Source organism: Enterobacter sp. Ap-867, from assembly GCF_011752855.1.
GTDB lineage: Bacteria > Pseudomonadota > Gammaproteobacteria > Enterobacterales > Enterobacteriaceae > Cedecea.
Genome location: NZ_VWWS01000008.1, coordinates 67,414 through 84,531, shown reverse-complemented (window position 1 = coordinate 84,531; position 17,118 = coordinate 67,414). Strand labels below are relative to the sequence as shown.

Here is a 17,118-nt window from a genome sequence, read left to right as displayed (position 1 = left end):
GTCCCACTTATGAACCATAAACGTGAACCACAAAATAATTGCCGCCTGCTGCCGTGAATAAAATACGGTAGCACGCAAAATAAATGAGTTTTGTTTATGAGAAGCAGGAACAACCTATCACCGAGCCGCGGTTTCACAATCAGACAAAATTTTAGCCTCATGTAGGAATATCCCTACATAAGAATTCAGGTTTAACTGTTCCGATGTCTGGATAGCAGGTTGTTTTGAGCGGAATAAAATCGTCAGCCGATAGCGTTTGCTGAGATTCATTTCGTGAAGCCGACTGAAAAAAAATGTGAGATTCGCTGAATATTTCCAAATGTATTAATAAGAATCTAAATTTATCACAATTAAAATAAATAAATGATTTTAATGAATAAATTAAATAAAAACAGACAGGCCGTTAATTTTTTACCCTGTTGCGACCAAAAAATGAATTTTTGCCCGACTCACGTATGAAGCCCGACGGATTCTCCGACAGGATTTCCTCACAATCCGCAAAGTCGATAATATATATTTACGATTATTTACATTGAGAGGTCGCTATTGAAACACCCTTTTCTTTTTGAAATATATTTCACTTTTAGTATTTATGTTTAATTGGGAACATTCCTGGACGCATTTACTGCGATTAATCACGCTATTTTAGCTTGTCAAAGAAATAAACTGCTTTGTAACTAAAAAAAGCAGCCACCCTCTTTGGAGACGTGGCCACTGAATTACCCCATTTTGTAAAGAAACAGGCAAAAATTACCGCTCCACAATCAGGCGAATTTCGCCATGTGGCTGTTCACTTCGTTCACGTAGTTAGGGTCGCCTAAAGAGACGCTGGACAGGTTGTGCAGGTTCACCTGATCGTCGCCGGAGTTATAGGCGCGCAGCGCGGCATCATAGCTGCCGAATTTCTCTTTGCCTTCTTTAAGCATCAACGCCGAACACATGATCTGGTTGGCCGGAGAGTTCATGTCGCTGCCGAGCTTGTCCGGGTATTTGCTTTGCATCTCCCGGTAAGTGTCCGGGTTGATCTGGTTCATGCCGCTGTCGGTCAGGCCGTTACCCGGGTTGGTGGATTTGGCGTTTACGTCCCCACCGGATTCCTGCATCGTCAGCGCGGCTAAAAGCTTGGCCGGAACGCCGGTTTCAGCGGAGGCTTTTTCATATTCTCCCCCGAACTGGGAAACAATTTTTTGCAGCGTTGGATCGTTGGTTTTCAGGCTGGTGTCGCCCGGCGGCAGGCTATCCGCAGACGGCCCGGACGCACCGGATGGACCACCAGAAGGCGCGGCCGCGAGGTTATTTAGCGGGCGGCCTGCATCCCCGGCGCCATCGCTGCTGCCGCTGTCCATGCCAGAACCGGAGCCGGAGCCGGAACCAATGCCGCTCGCCGGTGAAGAGGAATCGTCGTCCCCCTTACTTTGCCCGGTGTTCATGTGGAAGAGCTGCATCAGCTCTTTCAGGAACTGCTGCAGCATCTGCTGGAGTTCCTGCATCATGCTGTCGGCGGAACCGCTGCTGCTGCTTGACGAAGCATTCGCCGGGTTCGTTGCCGGGCTGTTATTACTGGCCAATGAGTCGCCGAAGTTAATCGCCGAAGGCTTGTCCGCTGCACCCGTGTTGGCAAAGTTCAGCGCCAGCGGGATCGCCAGCGTGTTCCCGCCGTTATTCAGCAGCAGTTTGGCGGTAATGCTGTTACTGCCGTTCTGTGAGTCAGGTGATGCCCCGTCCAGGCCTGGAAAATGGTTTTCCGGCAAAAGCGGTGAGAACCCGCCCGGTCCTGATGATATCTGCATACAACATACTCCCTAAGTGATACCCAGTAGCAATAACCGGCCGCCGCTTAACCGCGCAATGACGCTTAGTTTTACCCACGCCCGGAATGTTCAACTGAGTGAGAAGCAGGGGTAAAGAGTTCCTTACATGGCAAAAAATGGGAACCCAAGTGCGCTTTTCGCCACACATTGCCTGTAAGAATTAGAGGAGATAACGCGATGCAGACTAAACAATGGCGCTGGGGACTTTTACTGCTTAGCCTGCCGGCCCTCGCCCAGGCCGAATGCTTTACCCGCGTGGGGCATGCCTTTGGGATTGCTCCCGCATTGCTGGAGGCCATCGCCTGGAAAGAGTCGAAATTTAGTCTCTCGTCGGTGAACGCCGCCAACTCGAACCACACCGAAGACGTGTGCATGATGCAGGTGAACAGCGTGCATTTTGGCCGGTTGAAGCAGCTGGGCGTGACGCGTGACAACCTGCTGCACGATCCCTGTACCTGCATCGCCACCGGCGCGTGGGTGTTACACGGGCTGTTCCGCCAGTATGGCCGCTCCTGGAGTACCGTCGGCATGTACAATACCGGCCCGTCGGAAAAGCGCCGCCAGCTTCGAAGCCGCTATGCTGATGACGTCCAGCGTATTTACAAGATTCTGCAAAAGCAGCAGCCCGCGCGGCGTGAAGAGGATCTGTTTGCCAGCAACGAGGCTGCAGGCCAATAAAAAAACCGGGACATTTCCCGGTTTTTTATTTCTATCAATATCAGCGCGGCGTGGCGGCCTCCAGCAGCGAAGGCAGCTCGGCAATAAATGCTCTGACCTCGCCGCTCTGGCTGATAAAGGCATTTAACCAGCCCGCAAACCGCTCGGCGTCCAGGGCAAACATTTCGCACTGAGTGCAAAGCCGAATGGCATTTTCCCCATCGAGCGCCAGCCAGCAGCCACGCATCGCGTTCATTTCAAAGTTCATCGCCAGCAGGTTCGGCAGCAGCGCCGCATCCTGCCCGGTTAATTCCCCTACCCGGCAGTGCAGCACCGCCGCGCTGCTGTCCGGCGGCAGTTCAATCACCGCCGCCTCTTGCTGCTGCGCATCCGTCAGCAGGCATACACCTTCTTCCAGACGCAGCGAGATCTTGTGCTGTTTTCCCCAGGCATCAAGCCACTGTTGAAGCTGCTGTTGCATCGTCATTTCCTTATCCTCCTTTCACCATAAATCCCGCCTCGGCGGCGTCTTGCAGCGCCGATTTCACTTCTTTTTCTGCCTGAGCCACGCCACCGTCCACGGTGTAGCTGAGCGGCGCGCTGTCGTCATCGCCGTAGCTAAAGTTGATGGTGCCCAGATTTTCGTTCATCGACAGCGACACGCCGTTAGAGCCGCCGAGTAAAAATGACGGCGTCGAGAACCCATCGGATTTGCTCTGCGTTTTGGTAAACGCGATAGATTTCAGTCGCAGTTTGTCTCGATCTTTTAACAGATCGACAATCGAGTCCTGGGTGACCGTATGGTTTGCCCACTGGTCGGCCAGCTTTTCACGCGGCTTGGTTTTCAGCTCAAGGGAGACCACCGCCTGGGAACTGCTGTTATCCTGCAGCCCGCGCAGGAGCGCTTTCAGCCGGTAATCCTCGCCCATCATCTGGGTAATGCGGTCGGCGTTACTCGGCGAAAACTCACCTTCCATAAAGTGGCGCATAAAGTGGAACAAGCCGTTGTTGTCGATGCGCGAAAGGTTCTTATAGGTGGACTGGTATTCCGCCTTGTTCACCAGCTGCTGCTGGTTGAGCACCGCATTTTGCTGGCGCACGGTTTGCTGCAGCGACTGTAGCGCCGCCTGCGGGCCGTTGCCCGTCAGCTCGTGGTGCCGCGACGGCGGAATAAAGCGGGCAAAGTGGGTTTCCAGCTTGCCCAGCCGCTCTCCGGCTGACATCGGCAGGCGTGGAGCCCCTTCCGCCGGCGTGAGTTCATCCAGAAGTTGGCGGCTGGCGAGGTCGGTAAACTCGCCGCGTAGCCCGGTGATAAGCGCATCCACCTCGGCATTGGTCGGTTCCGGCTGCGTATTCTGCACGGAAAGCGAGTCGGCCTGCTGCTGCCGGGCGGTCAGCTGCTGCAGCGTGTCGAGCAGCGGACGGCGCGCCTTCGCGTTATCGGCAGGCGGATACCAGCGTGTAAAATGGGCATCCAGCTGGCTGAGCTTATCGGCCACGGAGATCGGCAGCTCCCCTTCTTTCGGCTGCTCTTTCAGTTTGGCCAGCAGCTGCGTGGAGGCGCTGTCGGTAAACTGCTTGCCCAGCGTGGTCATCAGTTTTTCCAGGTGAACGCCCTCCACCGGCTGGGCATTTTTTAAGTCTACGGTGAGGCTGTGCGTCGTCCGGTTGTTGATTGACAGCTGCACGCTGGCCCCGACGCCGACGCCCACCGAGAAGGGATCTTTGTGCTTCGGCTGAAGGGTGGTGCTGACCGGAATGGCGATGTTAGCCCCGGCGCTCATCTGGTTAAATGCCCTCAGGCGGTGGTCGCTGTGGCTGACGCCCTGCCCTTCGGCGTTGCGTGAGTCCGTTCGTTCGCGGCTGCCCGCCAGCAGGTTAGTGTTGGCATAGACGCCGCCGCCGAGGCGTGCGCTGGTCGGGAAATCTTTCTCGTGGCTGTCGGTAAACGGGAAGCCGACGCTCGCCAGCGCGGCGGCGTTGATGTCCACGCTGAAGCTCTGGGTTGCGCCACTTTTCACGCTGTGGTTGGCACCCCGGTTCAAAAACTCCAGCGGATCCAGCGTGCCGCTGCTCAGCTGTTCGATAAAACCGGGGATTTCGTGCTCCGCCAGTTCAAACGAGACGCCGTGCTGGGACTGAAGCTGCCCGCCCAGCGTGACGCCGCCGCCCAGGCGAACGCCCTGCGACAGCGGGTGCTTATGGTCACCGTCGAGGTAAACTTTGTGGGTTTTGTTGTAGTCGGTCAGCACGTTGTAGCCGACGCCCACGATGCCGGTTGCCGACACGGCACCGGTGCGCCCGAAGCTGACGTTAATTCCCGTATCGCCGCGTGAAAAGCTCATAGTGTAGCCACGATCTGCACCCACTTTGCCGCCAACGCCCGCCACAACCTGAGTGCCCGGTGCCACCGTGGCGGTGGCAGACGCCCCATAGGTGCGGCTGAACGCCAGGTTTTCGCCGCTCTCCAGCGAGAGCACGGTGGAGACCATTTTGTCCTGCATTTCGCGCTGGTTTTCCGCCTGCATCACGGTTTTGGTATTGATGTTAACGCCGTGGTTTTCTTTGCTGAACGCCTTGGTCATTGCCTTGATGGCGTCATAGTTGGCCTCCAGCGACTTGTGGTTGCCGAAGCCCTGAGTGGTGACCGTTTTAATCACGTTCCCGCCCCATTCGCTGTCCCTTAGCCGGGCCACGTTGGCGGCAATTTCCGTCATTTTGGCTGAACGCTGAGGTTCGCCCAGCAGCGAGGCCTGCTGCAGCTCATCCACCGAATCATGCAGGGATTTCAGCGCCAGCACGTCCAGCATTACCCTGGATTTCACCAGCCCGATGTCGTCATGGATATCGCGCTGGCGCCCCATCGGGACCTGTTCTTTCTGGTGGTTAAGGGTTATTTGCCGCGCTTCCAGCTCGGCAATAATCGCCCCGGCGTGGTTGCTTTTATCGGCCGGATAGCGCCGCAGCAATTCGTTCAGTTGCCCGGTCAAATTATCCTGGCGGCTGCTCGACGGGTTCAGCGCCCCGCTTTGGCTATGGTTCAGCCCAAAACGAGAAGGCGTGGCCTCCTGGCGGCGTTCGTCACGCACGCCATAGTGCTGGCCAATTTGCTCGCAGTAATGCGTGCTGCTGTCGGAAAGCTGGCGTGCAAAGCTGCTCATTTCTTCCAGCAGCGCCTTTTCCTGCGGCTGCCACTGGCGCGCCGTTTCCCCGCTCATGATTTCGAGACGATGGCTTAAGCCTGGGCGCGGAGCCGCTCTGCCCGGCTGCTGCGAGAGCGCCTTCAGCCGCTGGGTCAAATCCCCCTGCTGCTGGTAGACGTCTTTCAGCCCTTCACGCCCGGCGTAGCGGTGCTGAATAGAATAGGCGGCGGTTTTTATCGGGCGCGGCCATTCCAGCGACGGACGGAAGACAAACGTGCTGAGACGAGTGCGGAACGAGGTCCGAACCTGCTTGCCGTCCTGCCCGGTCTGGCCGAGGAAGTTTACCTCGCGTTTGAAGGTGATCCCGGTGCCCGGCAGGCGCCAGTCTTTTGACGCTTTCGTCAGGCGCTCGTAGTGCTGGCGAGCCATGTTGGGTTCCGCCACCGGCGCGGTCGCCGGGTCGCCTTTTTCCCAGTCTCCGGCTTTGAAGACAAACGTATTGCCCTGCTTGTCGAGGGCGCTGACTTGCCCCTTAGCCGAGGTTTGCAGCGCGGTGAGTTCAGGCTGGCTGCCGTCCTCGTTTGCCGGCAGAGTGGCTTTCGCTAACCCGTCAGCTTTGCCGCTGCTCCAGCCGTTTTCCGGCAGGCTGAACAGGCTCCCCTCTTTGCTTAACAGCCAAAGCTGCTTGTCTTCATCGAGGGCGAGATCGCTGACTTTTGCCGCATCCTCTTTCCCCGCGCTGCCGGGGACCAGCTTCTCAATTTGCTGCTGCAGAGCCGCCTGACTGAGCGTCTGGGTGGCACGCTGATTGCGGCGAGTGGTGGTGTCTATGTGGTGGAAGCCGATATCGCCTTTTTCGTTCACCGCCAGATAGCGGCGGCTGTCGATCGCCGTGAATGCCTGCGCTTTCTCGGCTTTGTCCAACCCGGCCGTGGCCAGATCGGCGCTTACGCTTTTGGTCACCTGCGGCAGCGCAAAAACGTTGCTGCCGTGGTCAACTTTGTTACTGCTCAGGTTGACCTTGAGGCGCTTCAGCTCGCCGTCTTTCATCAGCCACGGCTGGCCGTCCAGGCCGCACTGCAGCTTGTCCGCTTTTTCGTCGGAAGCGGCCCACAGGCCGGTAGTTTCGTTGAAGTAGTGCACTTTGCCGTCGTGCAAAGCCAGCTTGCCGAGCCGCCCGAGATCCACCACATCATGGGCGGCAGGCGTGACCTGCGGCAGCCCTTTTTGGTAGTCGAGCACCAGGCTGTCGCTGAGGTTCCAGCTGCTCTGCGGCTTGAGATCGCCGCCGTGCCAGTGGAAGGTAATGGCGTGCTTCTGGTCGTACTTATCCTTCACGATAAGGTGCAGGCGATCGGTTTCATCGGCCAGCATATCTTCGATTCGCGCGCCATCTTCAACGGTCGCGGCCACGTATTGCGTGATGTTATCCAGAAGCGGCTTGTGCCGGGCTTCCCCAAAGGTCAGCGCCGTGCTTTGTGCATCAGGTTTGTCGCCGCAGTGCAGCCGGCCATTGTTGTCCAGCGCAAACAGCAGCGGGCCGTGCAGCGCCGTTTTCTTCAGCGTCATGTTCTCGGGCAGCGTCAGCATTTTAGGCTGAGGATCGGTCGCCGCCAGGTTGGCCAGATAGGCCACCTGCGGCTTCTTCTCGTCGTCGCTCAGCAGCACCAGTGCATCGCGCTTCGGGCCTACCGCATAGTGATCGATTTTGTGCTCAAAATTGACCTTGATCGTGTCACCCACGGCGCTGCCAAGCTGTTTGTCGTCGTTCACTCGCCACAGCATGCCGTCGCTCTGGCGCGACAGGGAGGAGAGTTTATCGTCCTCGCCGGAGAGCGATTGCCAGGCGTTGGCGGCGCTGTCAAAGCTAAAGAGTTTTTTGTCGTGCAGGCGGTAGCGCGTGCCGTCGCCGTCGGTAACGCTGTCCGTCAGGCGGTCGCGGATGCCCGTTTCCGGCAGACGCACTTTCTCACCGCCAATCTCGACGGTCTGGCGGTCGTGCCAGGAAAGATGCTGCCCGGCGGGCGCCAGGCTTTGGCGGCGCATAAATCCCCGATGGGGAGGATGTACTTCCCGCCACTCCACTTTTTGCTGACTGTGGCTGAGGGCAATAAACGCGCCGGGCTGGCTGCGCAGCGTCATCAACCGCCCTTCTTTATCCAGCAAAACATGCTGATGGCCGTCGTCGCTGGCCAGGTGATTTTGATAACGCAGGCGGTCATGGCCGATGGTTTTTTCCATCAGGGCATGTAGAGGCGCAGAGGTTGCGGGCGTATCGATCTCCAGCCGCCCTTTTTTATCGAGCGATAGCCGGGTTTCCAGCAGCATGTTTTTTTCAGGCTCAATCTCCAGCGGCAGCTCGGCAAAGTGGCTGCCAGGCGTTCCGACTTCATTACTGGGGATGGCGTTCGGGTCGGACACATCCGGCTGACTATAAACGCTGGCGGAACTGGCACTGGGCTGGCTGTAAAGACTTGGGCTAGTGGCACGAGAAGCGCTGGCCTGGCTATAGAGACTTGGGCTGCTGGCGCGAGAAGCGCTTGCCGTGGCGGGAATCGTAATTTGCGCGGCATCTTGTCCGTTGCGATGCCGTCCTAAAAAACGGCTGAACATTCCTTTTTGCGGCGTCTGCGTATTTGCCGCACTCTGCCTTAGTCCACCGGGGGGCAGCGTAGCTCCGGCCTCGGCGTGCAGTGACCCCGACGCGATTTGCGTGGGTGGCGCTTTGCTTTGTTTTATCGCTGAGGCGCATGACCGCCCCTGCTGTAAATCGGTAATTTCACGGTCGCTAATGGCTCGCCCTGGCTTGATAAAAGCCGATATTCCTAATCCCATGCTGTTACCCCTTAACAGTCAAACACGTTCTCCGCTTAGTCAGTGGTAAGAATTCAGTTCCGGTTCCAGGCTAAATTTTCTTTAACTCTGTGTAAAACCAGAAAAAACCAGCCACAGCAAGGGCTGCAGCCCGGTTGAACGTTAAAATAAAATCAGAAAAAACCGATAGCCCCGGCGTTTTCTGGCCGGAGAAAAAGCGGGAATGTAGCGGCAGATTGACCCATGACAAGGTCGGCGGCGGACGCCGCTCTCTATAATCGGCCTCCTTCCGCACAGGGGTAAATAACCGTGGATTATCAACTTAATTTCAACTGGCCAGCGTTTATGGAAACGTACTGGCAGAAAAAGCCGGTGGTGCTCAAAAACGCACTGCCTAATTTTGTCGACCCTATAACGCCCGACGAACTTGCCGGCCTTGCAATGGAAAATGAAGTCGACAGCAGGCTGGTCAGTTTTAAAGAGGGAAAATGGCACGCCAGCAATGGCCCCTTTGAACACTTTGATAATCTCGGCGAGACCGGCTGGTCGCTGCTGGCCCAGGCCGTTAATCACTGGCACGAACCCGCCGCCGCGCTGGTGCGCCCTTTCCGCGTGTTGCCGGACTGGCGGCTGGATGATTTGATGATTTCGTTTTCCGTACCGGGCGGCGGCGTTGGCCCGCATATCGACAACTATGACGTGTTTATTATCCAGGGGATGGGCAGCCGCCGCTGGCGCGTGGGCGATAAGCTGCCGCTGAAGCAGTTTTGCCCGCACCCAGCGCTGCTGCACGTTGAGCCGTTCACGCCGATCATCGATGAAGATTTAGCCCCCGGCGATATCCTCTACATTCCGCCTGGCTTCCCGCACGACGGCTTTACCCATGAAACGGCGCTGAACTATTCGGTTGGCTTCCGCGGGCCAAACAGCCGCGACTTAATCAGCAGCTTTGCCGATTACGTGCTGGAAAATGACCTCGGCGGCGATCACTACAGCGACCCGGATCTCACCTGCCGCGTAAACCCTGGCAAAGTAGAAAACTACGAGCTGGAACGCCTGCGCGACATGATGACGGCGTTGATTAGCCAGCCGGAAGCGTTCAACCAGTGGTTCGGCAGCTTTGTGACCACGCCGCGGCACGAGCTGGATATTGCATCTGCAGAGCCGCCTTACGAGCCCGAAGAAGTGGCCGCCGCGCTGGCTGGCGGAGAAGAGCTGATTCGCTTGAGCGGGCTGCGGGTATTGCAGGTTGGCGAGGGTTTCTTCGTCAACAGTGAACCGCTGGACGTTAGCCATCAGGCCGCCGCCGTGTCAATGTGCCGCTATACCCGGCTGACCAAAACGGAGCTGGGTGCCGCCGTGGAGGATGACGAATTTATCCGCCAGCTGACGGCGCTGATTAACCAGGGGTACTGGTACTTCGAGGATTAAGCCGGTCCAGAGCTGTCTCTTAGTCATAAATAGGCGTTATGAAAGACTGGCTAATATTCCGTTCACTTTGAGTCCTGTTTTATATGCAGCCCCCGCACCGGTGAACGCCTTAGGGGAGTCACCGTCACTCCCCTAAGAACCCGGACTCCCGGCCAAATAAATCGACCGCGTGAGCGGCAGACCTCCGTTTTATCTCCCAGTCCTGGGTCGGCTGAGATGCGTTCCCGACGCTCTCAGCCTCCGGCCGTTCCCGACGTCCGGACCCTGGCCAGTCGGAGAGAAAACGCAGGCGATTTAAGCCGGAACCGTGCCTCGCTTTAAACCCGCAGCCACACGGAACGTTAACGTTGCTGCAAGTCCTACAAGCCACTCCCTTATTCCCGGCTCTCATCGCCCCCGGCTATGACCCAACTCAGGCGGGGTTGAGCTGTCGGGAACAGCGAAAGAGAGCGATCGTCGGGAACGAATCGCGAACGACCCCGAATGTTTGGGTGATAGCCGGTGGGTTTACCGCTTCAGCGGCGATGAGCTCGCCGGGCGCCGGGGGTTGTCAGGGGGCATGGCGTAATGCCCCCTGACACGTTCACGTGCTCTGAAAGTACAAGGGAAACTGAATTATCGGTGAACGGCATAACTGCGGAGCGAAAGATATCTGTGGAAGATTTGAAAGAGAAATGTGATTAAGCAACAACGCCAATCCCCCAAGAAATCTCGCCCAATGAAGCCAAACTCACCAGAACTTACTACAGTTAGTAAGGGCCTCCCCTTAAGGTATCAGGTGACGTTATGGCGCTTTATTCCATCGGAGAAGTGGCTGCGCTTTGCAATATTAATCCGGTAACCCTCCGGGCCTGGCAGCGGCGTTACGGGTTGCTCAAACCTAAGCGAAGCGACGGCGGGCATCGCCTGTTTGACTCCGCCGACATCGAGCGGATTCGCGAGATCCAAACCTGGATCGAGCAAGGCGTGCAGGTCAGCAAAGTCAAAGGCCTACTCAGCGGTGAACACCGGGAAAAAGAACACGCCTGGGGAGAGCGGCAGGAAACGCTGCTCCGCCATCTGCAAAGCGGCAACCCCAACCTGCTCCGCGCCTGGATAGCCGACATTGGGCGTATCTATCCGGCGCACACGCTGGTGCAACATCTCTATCTTCCGCTGCGTCGCCGCCTTTACGGGCAGCAAATTGCGCTCTGCGCGCTGCTTAGCCTGCTGGACGGCGCTCTGATCAACTATATCGCGATGTGTATTGCCACCGCGCGCAAGCAAAATGGCAGAGATGCTTTAGTCGTGGGCTGGAACGTGCAGGACACAACGCGGCTGTGGATGGCGGCGTGGATTGCCAGCCAGCAAGGCTGGCGGGTCGACGTGCTGGCTAATTCGCTGAGCAGCCTGAAACCGGAGATTTTTGACCGGCAAACGCTGCTGGTCTGGTGCGGTGACTGCCCCGGAGAACGGCAAATAGACCAGATTGAATCGTGGCGCAGCGCAGGGCTGCCCGTTTTTGTGCTGGGTAACGTTGAGCGCAGACAGCCCACGGACTGACGGCAATAAAGAGGGAAAATGGCCTTTTTCCCTCTTCGTCACAATCAAAGGTTCATTAACAACCCCGCTTCCCCTTATAATCGCTTCGTTAACAAACGGAGCAACGGATGAAACTGTCAAAAATGGCCCTTGTGGGCGGAATGCTGGTTATGGCGATCGGCGGCATTGGCGGCGTGATGCTGGTCGGCTACATCGTTATTTTGCATGGCGCGTGACGTAACTTTCCAGGCGCTCAAACAGGCGGTCAGTAACAATTGCCGCCAGCGCCACCAGCACCGCGCCCTGAATCACATAGGCGGTATTAAAGCCGCTTAGCCCGATAATAATCGGTGACCCGAGCGTGTTAGCGCCCACGGTAGACGCGATCGTTGCGGTGCCGATATTAATAATCACCGACGTCCTGATGCCCGCCAGAATAACCGGCGCGGCGAGCGGCAGTTCCACTTTCCGCAGCATTTGCCCGCGGCTCATGCCGATGCCAAGCGCAATCTCGCGCGCGGATTCAGGCACGGCGCCAATTCCCGCCAGCGTCCCCTGTAAAATCGGTAGCAGGCCGTAAATCACCAGCGCGATGATCGCCGGCTCTTGCCCGAACCCCATCACCGGCACCGCCACGGCTAAGACGGCCACCGGCGGAAAAGTTTGCCCGGCGGCGGTAATGGTCTCCACCAGCGAACGAAACTCTTCCCCCGCCGGACGCGTGACCAGAATCCCCAGCCCCACGCCAATCACCACAGCAACCACGCTGGAAATGCCCACCAGCGTTAAGTGCGCCAGCGCCAGAGAGACAAAGCTGTCCTGCTGGTACATCGGCCTGGTCAGCTGCGGGAACAGCCAGCTAAACAGCCCGCTGGTGTAGGGCAGCAGCACCAGCAGCGCAGCAAAAAGCGCGATAAGCCACAGCAAAGGGTCACGCAGCAGGCGCATGTTCTCTCCTCCTGACCAGGTCGCTAAAGTGCAGCACGCCGCAGGGCTGATTCTGGGCATCCACCACCGGCAGTTTTTCGCACTGGCGGTCGATAAACAGCGAGAGCGCTTCGCGCAGCGTCATGTCTGCCCGGATAGGTTCCCCTTCCAGACGTTCATCGGCGCGAATGCTGTCCGCGACGTGGCGCAGTGAAAGCAGCCGGACGCCAAGCTCGCTGCGGCCAAAGAAATCACGCACAAAGTCGTTGGCCGGGTTGGTCAGCAGCTCCAGCGGCGTTCCCTGCTGGATAACTTTGCCGCCGTCCATCAGCACGATGTTGTCGGCAAGCGTTAAGGCCTCGTCAATGTCGTGGGTCACCAGCACGATGGTGCGCCCCAGCAGTTGATGAATGCGGATCATCTCCTGCTGCAGCGTCGCGCGGGTGACCGGGTCCAGCGCACCAAAAGGCTCGTCCATCAGCAGCACCTCCGGGTCGGCCGCCAGCGCACGGGCCACGCCCACGCGCTGCTGCTGCCCGCCGGAAAGCTGGTGCGGATAGCGGTCGCGGAACTGCGCGGCGTCCAGGCCTAACAGCTCCAGCAGCTCGTCAATACGTTCGGCCACTCTCGCCTTCGGCCACTTCAGCAGCTCAGGCACCGTGGCGATGTTCTGCGCCACCGTCCAGTGCGGGAACAGGCCGATGGACTGAATGGCGTAGCCCATGCGGCGGCGAAGCGCCTTCGGGTCAAAGCTGCGGATTTCTTCCCCGGCAAAGCGAATGCGCCCTTCGTCGTGCTCTACCAGGCGGTTGATCATCTTCAGCGTGGTGGACTTGCCTGAGCCGGAGGTGCCGATCAGCACGGTGAATTGCCCTTCAAGGATGTTCAGCGTCAAATCACTGACCGCCGCTTCGCCGTGGAAGTATTTGCTGACGCGATCGAACTCGATCATTATTTTGCCTCCAGCAGAGAAATAAACAGCTTAAACAGCGCGTCGACGATCACCGCCAGGGCGATAACCGGCATCACGCCAAGCAGAACCAGATCCAGCGCGCTGCTCAACAGCCCCTGGAAAATAATCGAGCCAAATCCACCTGCGCCAATCAGCGCGGCGATAACCGCCATGCCGATAGTCTGCACGCAGACCACACGCAGGCTGCGGAGCAGCACCGGCAACGCCAGCGGCACTTCCGCTCGCCAGAAAATTTGTGCCCGCGACATGCCCATGCCCAGCGCGCTTTCCACGATGTTGCGCGGTACCTGCTGCAAACCCGCCACCACGCCACGCACCAGCGGCAAGAGCGCATAAAGCACCAGCGCAATCAGCGCAGGCGCGACGCCAATCCCACTCACGCCCATTTTCCCCAGCCACGGCAGCCAGGCGGCAAGACCCGCCAGCGGCGCAATAAGCAGGCCAAACAGCGCCACGGAAGGCACCGTCTGGATCACGTTGAGCAGAGAAAACACGCCGGATTGCCAGGCCGGGCGGCGATAGCAAAGGAGCCCCAGCGGGACGCCAATCAGCAGCGCCGGAGCCAGCGTACCGGCCAGCAGGGCCAGGTGGCGGCTCAGGGCATCGTCAAACACGTCCTGGCGGTTGACGTACTCCTTCATCAGCGAAAGATCGCTGAAGTAGCCGGTTGCCAGCAGCGCGACGGGGACGACCCAGACCTGGAGATTCAGCAAGAGCCGCCACAAAGGGCTGGCCGTGAGTCTGTTAGCGGCATCGGCGCAAAGCAGCAGGCAAACCGCCAGCATCAGCCACAGCCCGCTGCCGGGGGAAGTACGCGCGAGGGAACTGCCCTCCAGGGCAAGCTGGCTCGCGGTGTGTCCCAGCAGTAACAGCAGGCCGATAAACAGCAGCTCGCCGGTGGCAATAATCACCAGCTGAGTGAGGGCGCGGGCGGGGGCCAGCGTCAGGCCAGCCAGCATCAGAAAAGGAATCGCCAGCCAGTAATACAGCGTGCCGGGCAACTGGGTGACGCCCAGCGGCTCGCCGGAAACCAGGCGGTTAGGCGCGTTGTTGATGATCGGGAGTAACATCAAGGCGGCCGCCAGCAGTAACACCAGCAGCAGCAGTACCCTGTTATGAATTTTTAGCAAACGTCATTCCAGCTAATTGATGACAAACAGCCGACAACCGGCGTTGTCGACTGTTTGAGGCAGACCAAATAACGACGTGCATTTCGGGCTTTGAAGCACAATGCACGCCGCCAGCAGGCTATTTAACAAAGCCTTTTTGCTTTAAATAATCAGCGGCCACTTTTTTGGCATCCTGACCTTCCACGGCAATCTTAGCATTCAGCTGCTGCAGCGTTTTCTGGTCGAGGGAAATAAAGACCGGTTTCAGCCAGTCGCCAATTTGCGGGTACTCTTTCAGCACGGCCTCACGCACTACGGCGGTTGGCGCAGAAACGGCCTGCACGCCTTTCGGGTCGGTGAGCGTTTCCAGGCCCAGGGCCGCAACCGGGCCATCGGTGCCGTAGGCCATCGCGGCATTAACGCCGGAGGTTTGCTGTGCCGCTGCTTTAATGGTTACTGCGGTGTCGCCCCCGGCCAGGGAAAGCAGCTGGCTTTGTTCCAGCTTAAAGCCGTAGGCTTTTTCGAAGGCCGGCAGCGCGTCGGAGCGCTCGATAAACTCGGCGGAAGCCGCCAGCTTAAAGGTGCCGCCCTTTTTCAGGTATTCGCTAAGATCCGCCAGGGAAACCAGGTGGTTTTTCTCCGCCAGGTCCTTACGTACCGCGATGGTGTAAGTGTTGTTGGCCGGGGCCGGCGTCAGCCAGACCAGGTGATTTTTGTCGTAATCCAGTTGCTTAACTTTTTCATAGCCCTTCTGGGCATCTTTCCAGGCCGGATCGTTTTCAGTTTTAAAGAAGAACGCGCCGTTGCCTGTGTATTCCGGGTAAATATCCAGCTCGCCGGAGGTAATCGCCCCGCGCACAACCGGGGTGGTGCCGAGCTGGACTTTATTCACGGTTTTTACATCGTGGCTTTCCAGAACCTGCAAAATAATATTGCCGAGCAAAGAGCCTTCGGTGTCAATTTTAGAGCCGACTTTCACCGGTTCCGCCGCCTGCGCGCCTGTTGCCAACATCACTAACCCTGCCAAACCCCAACGTGTTGATATGTTCATAGTTATTCCTCGTTGTTCTTTACTTAAAAATCATGCAGTAAACAAAGAATAGCCGAGTTTGAATCGGCTGGGGAAAGCACTAAGCGGTATATGATATGCGAACTCGTTTGGACAGGCGGACAGCCGCAGGTGCCGGGCTACATCCCCACACTTATTGCCATTTATACTTTTTTTACCCACCGCCTGGGCTTTTTTACCTTCTTTTTATACGCCAGTGAATATGCTCTTTTCGTCGCCGAGAGGCTTAGAAAAAGACCGCCATGAACTCACTCATTCACCACTCACTCGTTAAAAACATTTTTACGCTTTTCGCTTTGCCGCAGGCTTCATCCAATGAAGAATCCGTCGGCCAGTCAGTGCGGCAAAAGCCAGCGGCGGAGCGAGCTAAAGAGTTTGCCAAAGAGGTACAGCGCTACCTGCAGCGTCACCCCGACACAAAGCACGTTGATATTTACCTCAATGACGTCAACGGGGCTTTTCGCGGCAAGCGCATCGCGGTAGACAGCCTGCTGTCGCTCTCTGCCGGCTGCTATTTCCCGCAGTCCGTTTACGCGATGGATCACGAGGGTAAACCTTTTAGCCAGGCATCAGCCAGCGTGGAATACGACGAGCCCGACGGGCTTTGCCTGCCAGTGGCGGGGACGCTGCGGCCCTGCGCCCACGACCCGAAGCACAACGCGCAGCTGCTGTTAACCATGAAGCAGAGCGACGGCAGCGGCTACGCGCTAGAACCCAGAGTGGTGCTGGAAAATGTCCTGCAGAAGTTTCATTACCACGGCCTCTACCCGGTCGCCGCGCCGGAAATAGAGTTTTACCTGGTCAGCAAAGCCCAACAGGACGTGCCGGCCCAGGGCTGCTTTTATATGCCCGTCCCTTCCGATTACACCGCTTTTATTGAAGCGCTGGAGCAGGCCGCCGCCGATCAAAAGCTGCCGCTGAGCGGTATCGTCTGCGAAGCGGAAGCCGGGCAGTTTGAGCTGAACCTGAAGCATGGCAAAGACATCGTCGGCGTGTGCGAAAGCGTGCTGGCGCTACGCCGCCTGACCAGCATCGTGGCCGATAAGTTTGGCTATCAGGCCAACTTTATGGCGAAGCCGTTTTCGCACCTGGCCGGAAACGGCCTGCATTTTCATATCAGCCTGAACGACCGCAAAGGCGACAACGTTTTTGCCTCCCCGGCGGAAAACCTGAACGAAATGACCCAGCTCTGCCTGGCGGGGATGCTGCAAACAATGCCCGCCGCCGTGGCCATTATTGCCCCACACGTCAACTCTTTCAGGCGGCTGCGCAAAAACCTTACCGAGCCGCTGTTCAGTTCCTGGGGCTACAACAAACGCAGCGCCGCCCTGCGCATTCCCTGCTCTGACGACGGCAACCGCCGCATTGAGTACCGCCTCGCCGGGGCCGACGTGAACCCGTATCTGGCGATGGCCGCCATTCTGACCGGCATGCTTTACGGCCTGGAAAATATCGACAGCGATACCCTGAAAAATTCAGCCCTGTTTGCCCCTGAGCTGCCGCTGTTCCAGCACGTCGCAATCGATGAGTTTCAGCAAAGTCATTACATGGCCGAAAGCCTGGGGGAAGCGTTCTCCCGCCAGTGGGTGACCCACAAGCTGGCGGAACTGGCGTGGTTTGAAACTATCGTGACCCAGGAAGAAGCGGTGCTGTCCCGCTAACG

At 57.8% G+C, this 17,118-nt stretch carries 12 protein-coding genes; 5 read left to right on the top strand and 7 right to left on the bottom strand.

Annotation, left to right across the window (positions count from 1 at the left end; genetic code table 11):
• Positions 1 to 764: 764 nt before the first annotated feature.
• Complete coding sequence (locus F3J26_RS18850; protein ID WP_166995399.1) at positions 765 to 1,790, bottom strand: transglycosylase SLT domain-containing protein; 1,026 nt, start codon at positions 1,788 to 1,790, stop codon at positions 765 to 767.
• Between the two features lie 198 nt (positions 1,791 to 1,988).
• Between F3J26_RS18850 and F3J26_RS18845 the strand changes: the two genes are divergently transcribed.
• On the top strand, positions 1,989 to 2,489 hold the full coding sequence (locus F3J26_RS18845; RefSeq protein WP_166995397.1) for a lytic transglycosylase domain-containing protein: 501 nt from the start codon (positions 1,989 to 1,991) through the stop codon (positions 2,487 to 2,489).
• Between the two features lie 40 nt (positions 2,490 to 2,529).
• Here the strand turns inward: F3J26_RS18845 and F3J26_RS18840 are convergent, their stop codons facing one another.
• Both F3J26_RS18840 and F3J26_RS18835 read right to left on the bottom strand, forming a co-directional pair.
• Positions 2,530 to 2,955: a CesT family type III secretion system chaperone gene (locus F3J26_RS18840; RefSeq protein ID WP_166995395.1), complete on the bottom strand. Its 426-nt coding sequence runs from the start codon at positions 2,953 to 2,955 to the stop codon at positions 2,530 to 2,532.
• A gap of 4 nt (positions 2,956 to 2,959) precedes the next feature.
• Positions 2,960 to 8,446 carry an AvrE-family type 3 secretion system effector gene (locus F3J26_RS18835; RefSeq protein ID WP_286180334.1) on the bottom strand — a complete coding sequence of 1,829 codons (5,487 nt, stop codon included), beginning with the start codon at positions 8,444 to 8,446 and terminating at the stop codon, positions 2,960 to 2,962.
• Between the two features lie 288 nt (positions 8,447 to 8,734).
• Between F3J26_RS18835 and F3J26_RS18830 the strand changes: the two genes are divergently transcribed.
• The 3 genes from F3J26_RS18830 to F3J26_RS22720 all read left to right on the top strand — a co-directional run bounded on the left by F3J26_RS18830 (position 8,735) and on the right by F3J26_RS22720 (position 11,613).
• The gene (locus F3J26_RS18830; RefSeq protein WP_008460962.1) at positions 8,735 to 9,856 is read left to right on the top strand and encodes a ribosomal protein uL16 3-hydroxylase; all 1,122 of its coding nucleotides are present in this window, start codon (positions 8,735 to 8,737) and stop codon (positions 9,854 to 9,856) included.
• Positions 9,857 to 10,642: 786 nt separating this feature from the next.
• Positions 10,643 to 11,398 (top strand): MerR family transcriptional regulator, encoded by a 756-nt coding sequence (locus tag F3J26_RS18825; RefSeq protein WP_166995393.1) that lies wholly within the window; start codon positions 10,643 to 10,645, stop codon positions 11,396 to 11,398.
• Between the two features lie 122 nt (positions 11,399 to 11,520).
• On the top strand, positions 11,521 to 11,613 hold the full coding sequence (locus F3J26_RS22720; protein ID WP_409335219.1) for a YohO family small membrane protein: 93 nt from the start codon (positions 11,521 to 11,523) through the stop codon (positions 11,611 to 11,613).
• On the opposite strand, the gene F3J26_RS18820 is transcribed toward F3J26_RS22720, so the two are convergent.
• The 4 genes from F3J26_RS18820 to osmF all read right to left on the bottom strand — a co-directional run bounded on the left by F3J26_RS18820 (position 11,594) and on the right by osmF (position 15,437).
• The gene (locus tag F3J26_RS18820; RefSeq protein WP_039291356.1) at positions 11,594 to 12,325 is read right to left on the bottom strand and encodes an ABC transporter permease; all 732 of its coding nucleotides are present in this window, start codon (positions 12,323 to 12,325) and stop codon (positions 11,594 to 11,596) included. The two genes, F3J26_RS22720 and F3J26_RS18820, sit on opposite strands and share 20 nt — an antisense overlap.
• Complete coding sequence (locus F3J26_RS18815; protein ID WP_008455617.1) at positions 12,309 to 13,256, bottom strand: ABC transporter ATP-binding protein; 948 nt, start codon at positions 13,254 to 13,256, stop codon at positions 12,309 to 12,311. The genes F3J26_RS18820 and F3J26_RS18815 overlap by 17 nt, the downstream gene beginning before the upstream one ends.
• Positions 13,256 to 14,407 carry an ABC transporter permease gene (locus F3J26_RS18810; RefSeq protein ID WP_286180333.1) on the bottom strand — a complete coding sequence of 384 codons (1,152 nt, stop codon included), beginning with the start codon at positions 14,405 to 14,407 and terminating at the stop codon, positions 13,256 to 13,258. The genes F3J26_RS18815 and F3J26_RS18810 overlap by 1 nt, the downstream gene beginning before the upstream one ends.
• A 118-nt stretch (positions 14,408 to 14,525) precedes the next feature.
• The gene (osmF, locus tag F3J26_RS18805; RefSeq protein ID WP_166995391.1) at positions 14,526 to 15,437 is read right to left on the bottom strand and encodes a glycine betaine ABC transporter substrate-binding protein OsmF; all 912 of its coding nucleotides are present in this window, start codon (positions 15,435 to 15,437) and stop codon (positions 14,526 to 14,528) included.
• Positions 15,438 to 15,697: 260 nt separating this feature from the next.
• On the opposite strand from osmF, the gene F3J26_RS18800 reads away from it, so the two are divergent.
• Positions 15,698 to 17,116, top strand: coding sequence for a glutamine synthetase family protein (locus tag F3J26_RS18800; protein ID WP_166995389.1), 1,419 nt, complete (start codon positions 15,698 to 15,700; stop codon positions 17,114 to 17,116).
• Positions 17,117 to 17,118 lie beyond the last annotated feature (2 nt).

Coding starts and splice junctions, on each gene's coding strand:
- F3J26_RS18850 (WP_166995399.1), bottom strand. CDS start 1,790: ATGCAGATATCATCAGGACCGGGCGGGTTCTCACCGCTTTTGCCGGAA.
- F3J26_RS18845 (WP_166995397.1), top strand. CDS start 1,989: ATGCAGACTAAACAATGGCGCTGGGGACTTTTACTGCTTAGCCTGCCG.
- F3J26_RS18840 (WP_166995395.1), bottom strand. CDS start 2,955: ATGACGATGCAACAGCAGCTTCAACAGTGGCTTGATGCCTGGGGAAAA.
- F3J26_RS18835 (WP_286180334.1), bottom strand. CDS start 8,446: ATGGGATTAGGAATATCGGCTTTTATCAAGCCAGGGCGAGCCATTAGC.
- F3J26_RS18825 (WP_166995393.1), top strand. CDS start 10,643: ATGGCGCTTTATTCCATCGGAGAAGTGGCTGCGCTTTGCAATATTAAT.
- F3J26_RS22720 (WP_409335219.1), top strand. CDS start 11,521: ATGGCCCTTGTGGGCGGAATGCTGGTTATGGCGATCGGCGGCATTGGC.
- F3J26_RS18820 (WP_039291356.1), bottom strand. CDS start 12,325: ATGCGCCTGCTGCGTGACCCTTTGCTGTGGCTTATCGCGCTTTTTGCT.
- F3J26_RS18815 (WP_008455617.1), bottom strand. CDS start 13,256: ATGATCGAGTTCGATCGCGTCAGCAAATACTTCCACGGCGAAGCGGCG.
- osmF (WP_166995391.1), bottom strand. CDS start 15,437: ATGAACATATCAACACGTTGGGGTTTGGCAGGGTTAGTGATGTTGGCA.
- F3J26_RS18800 (WP_166995389.1), top strand. CDS start 15,698: ATGAACTCACTCATTCACCACTCACTCGTTAAAAACATTTTTACGCTT.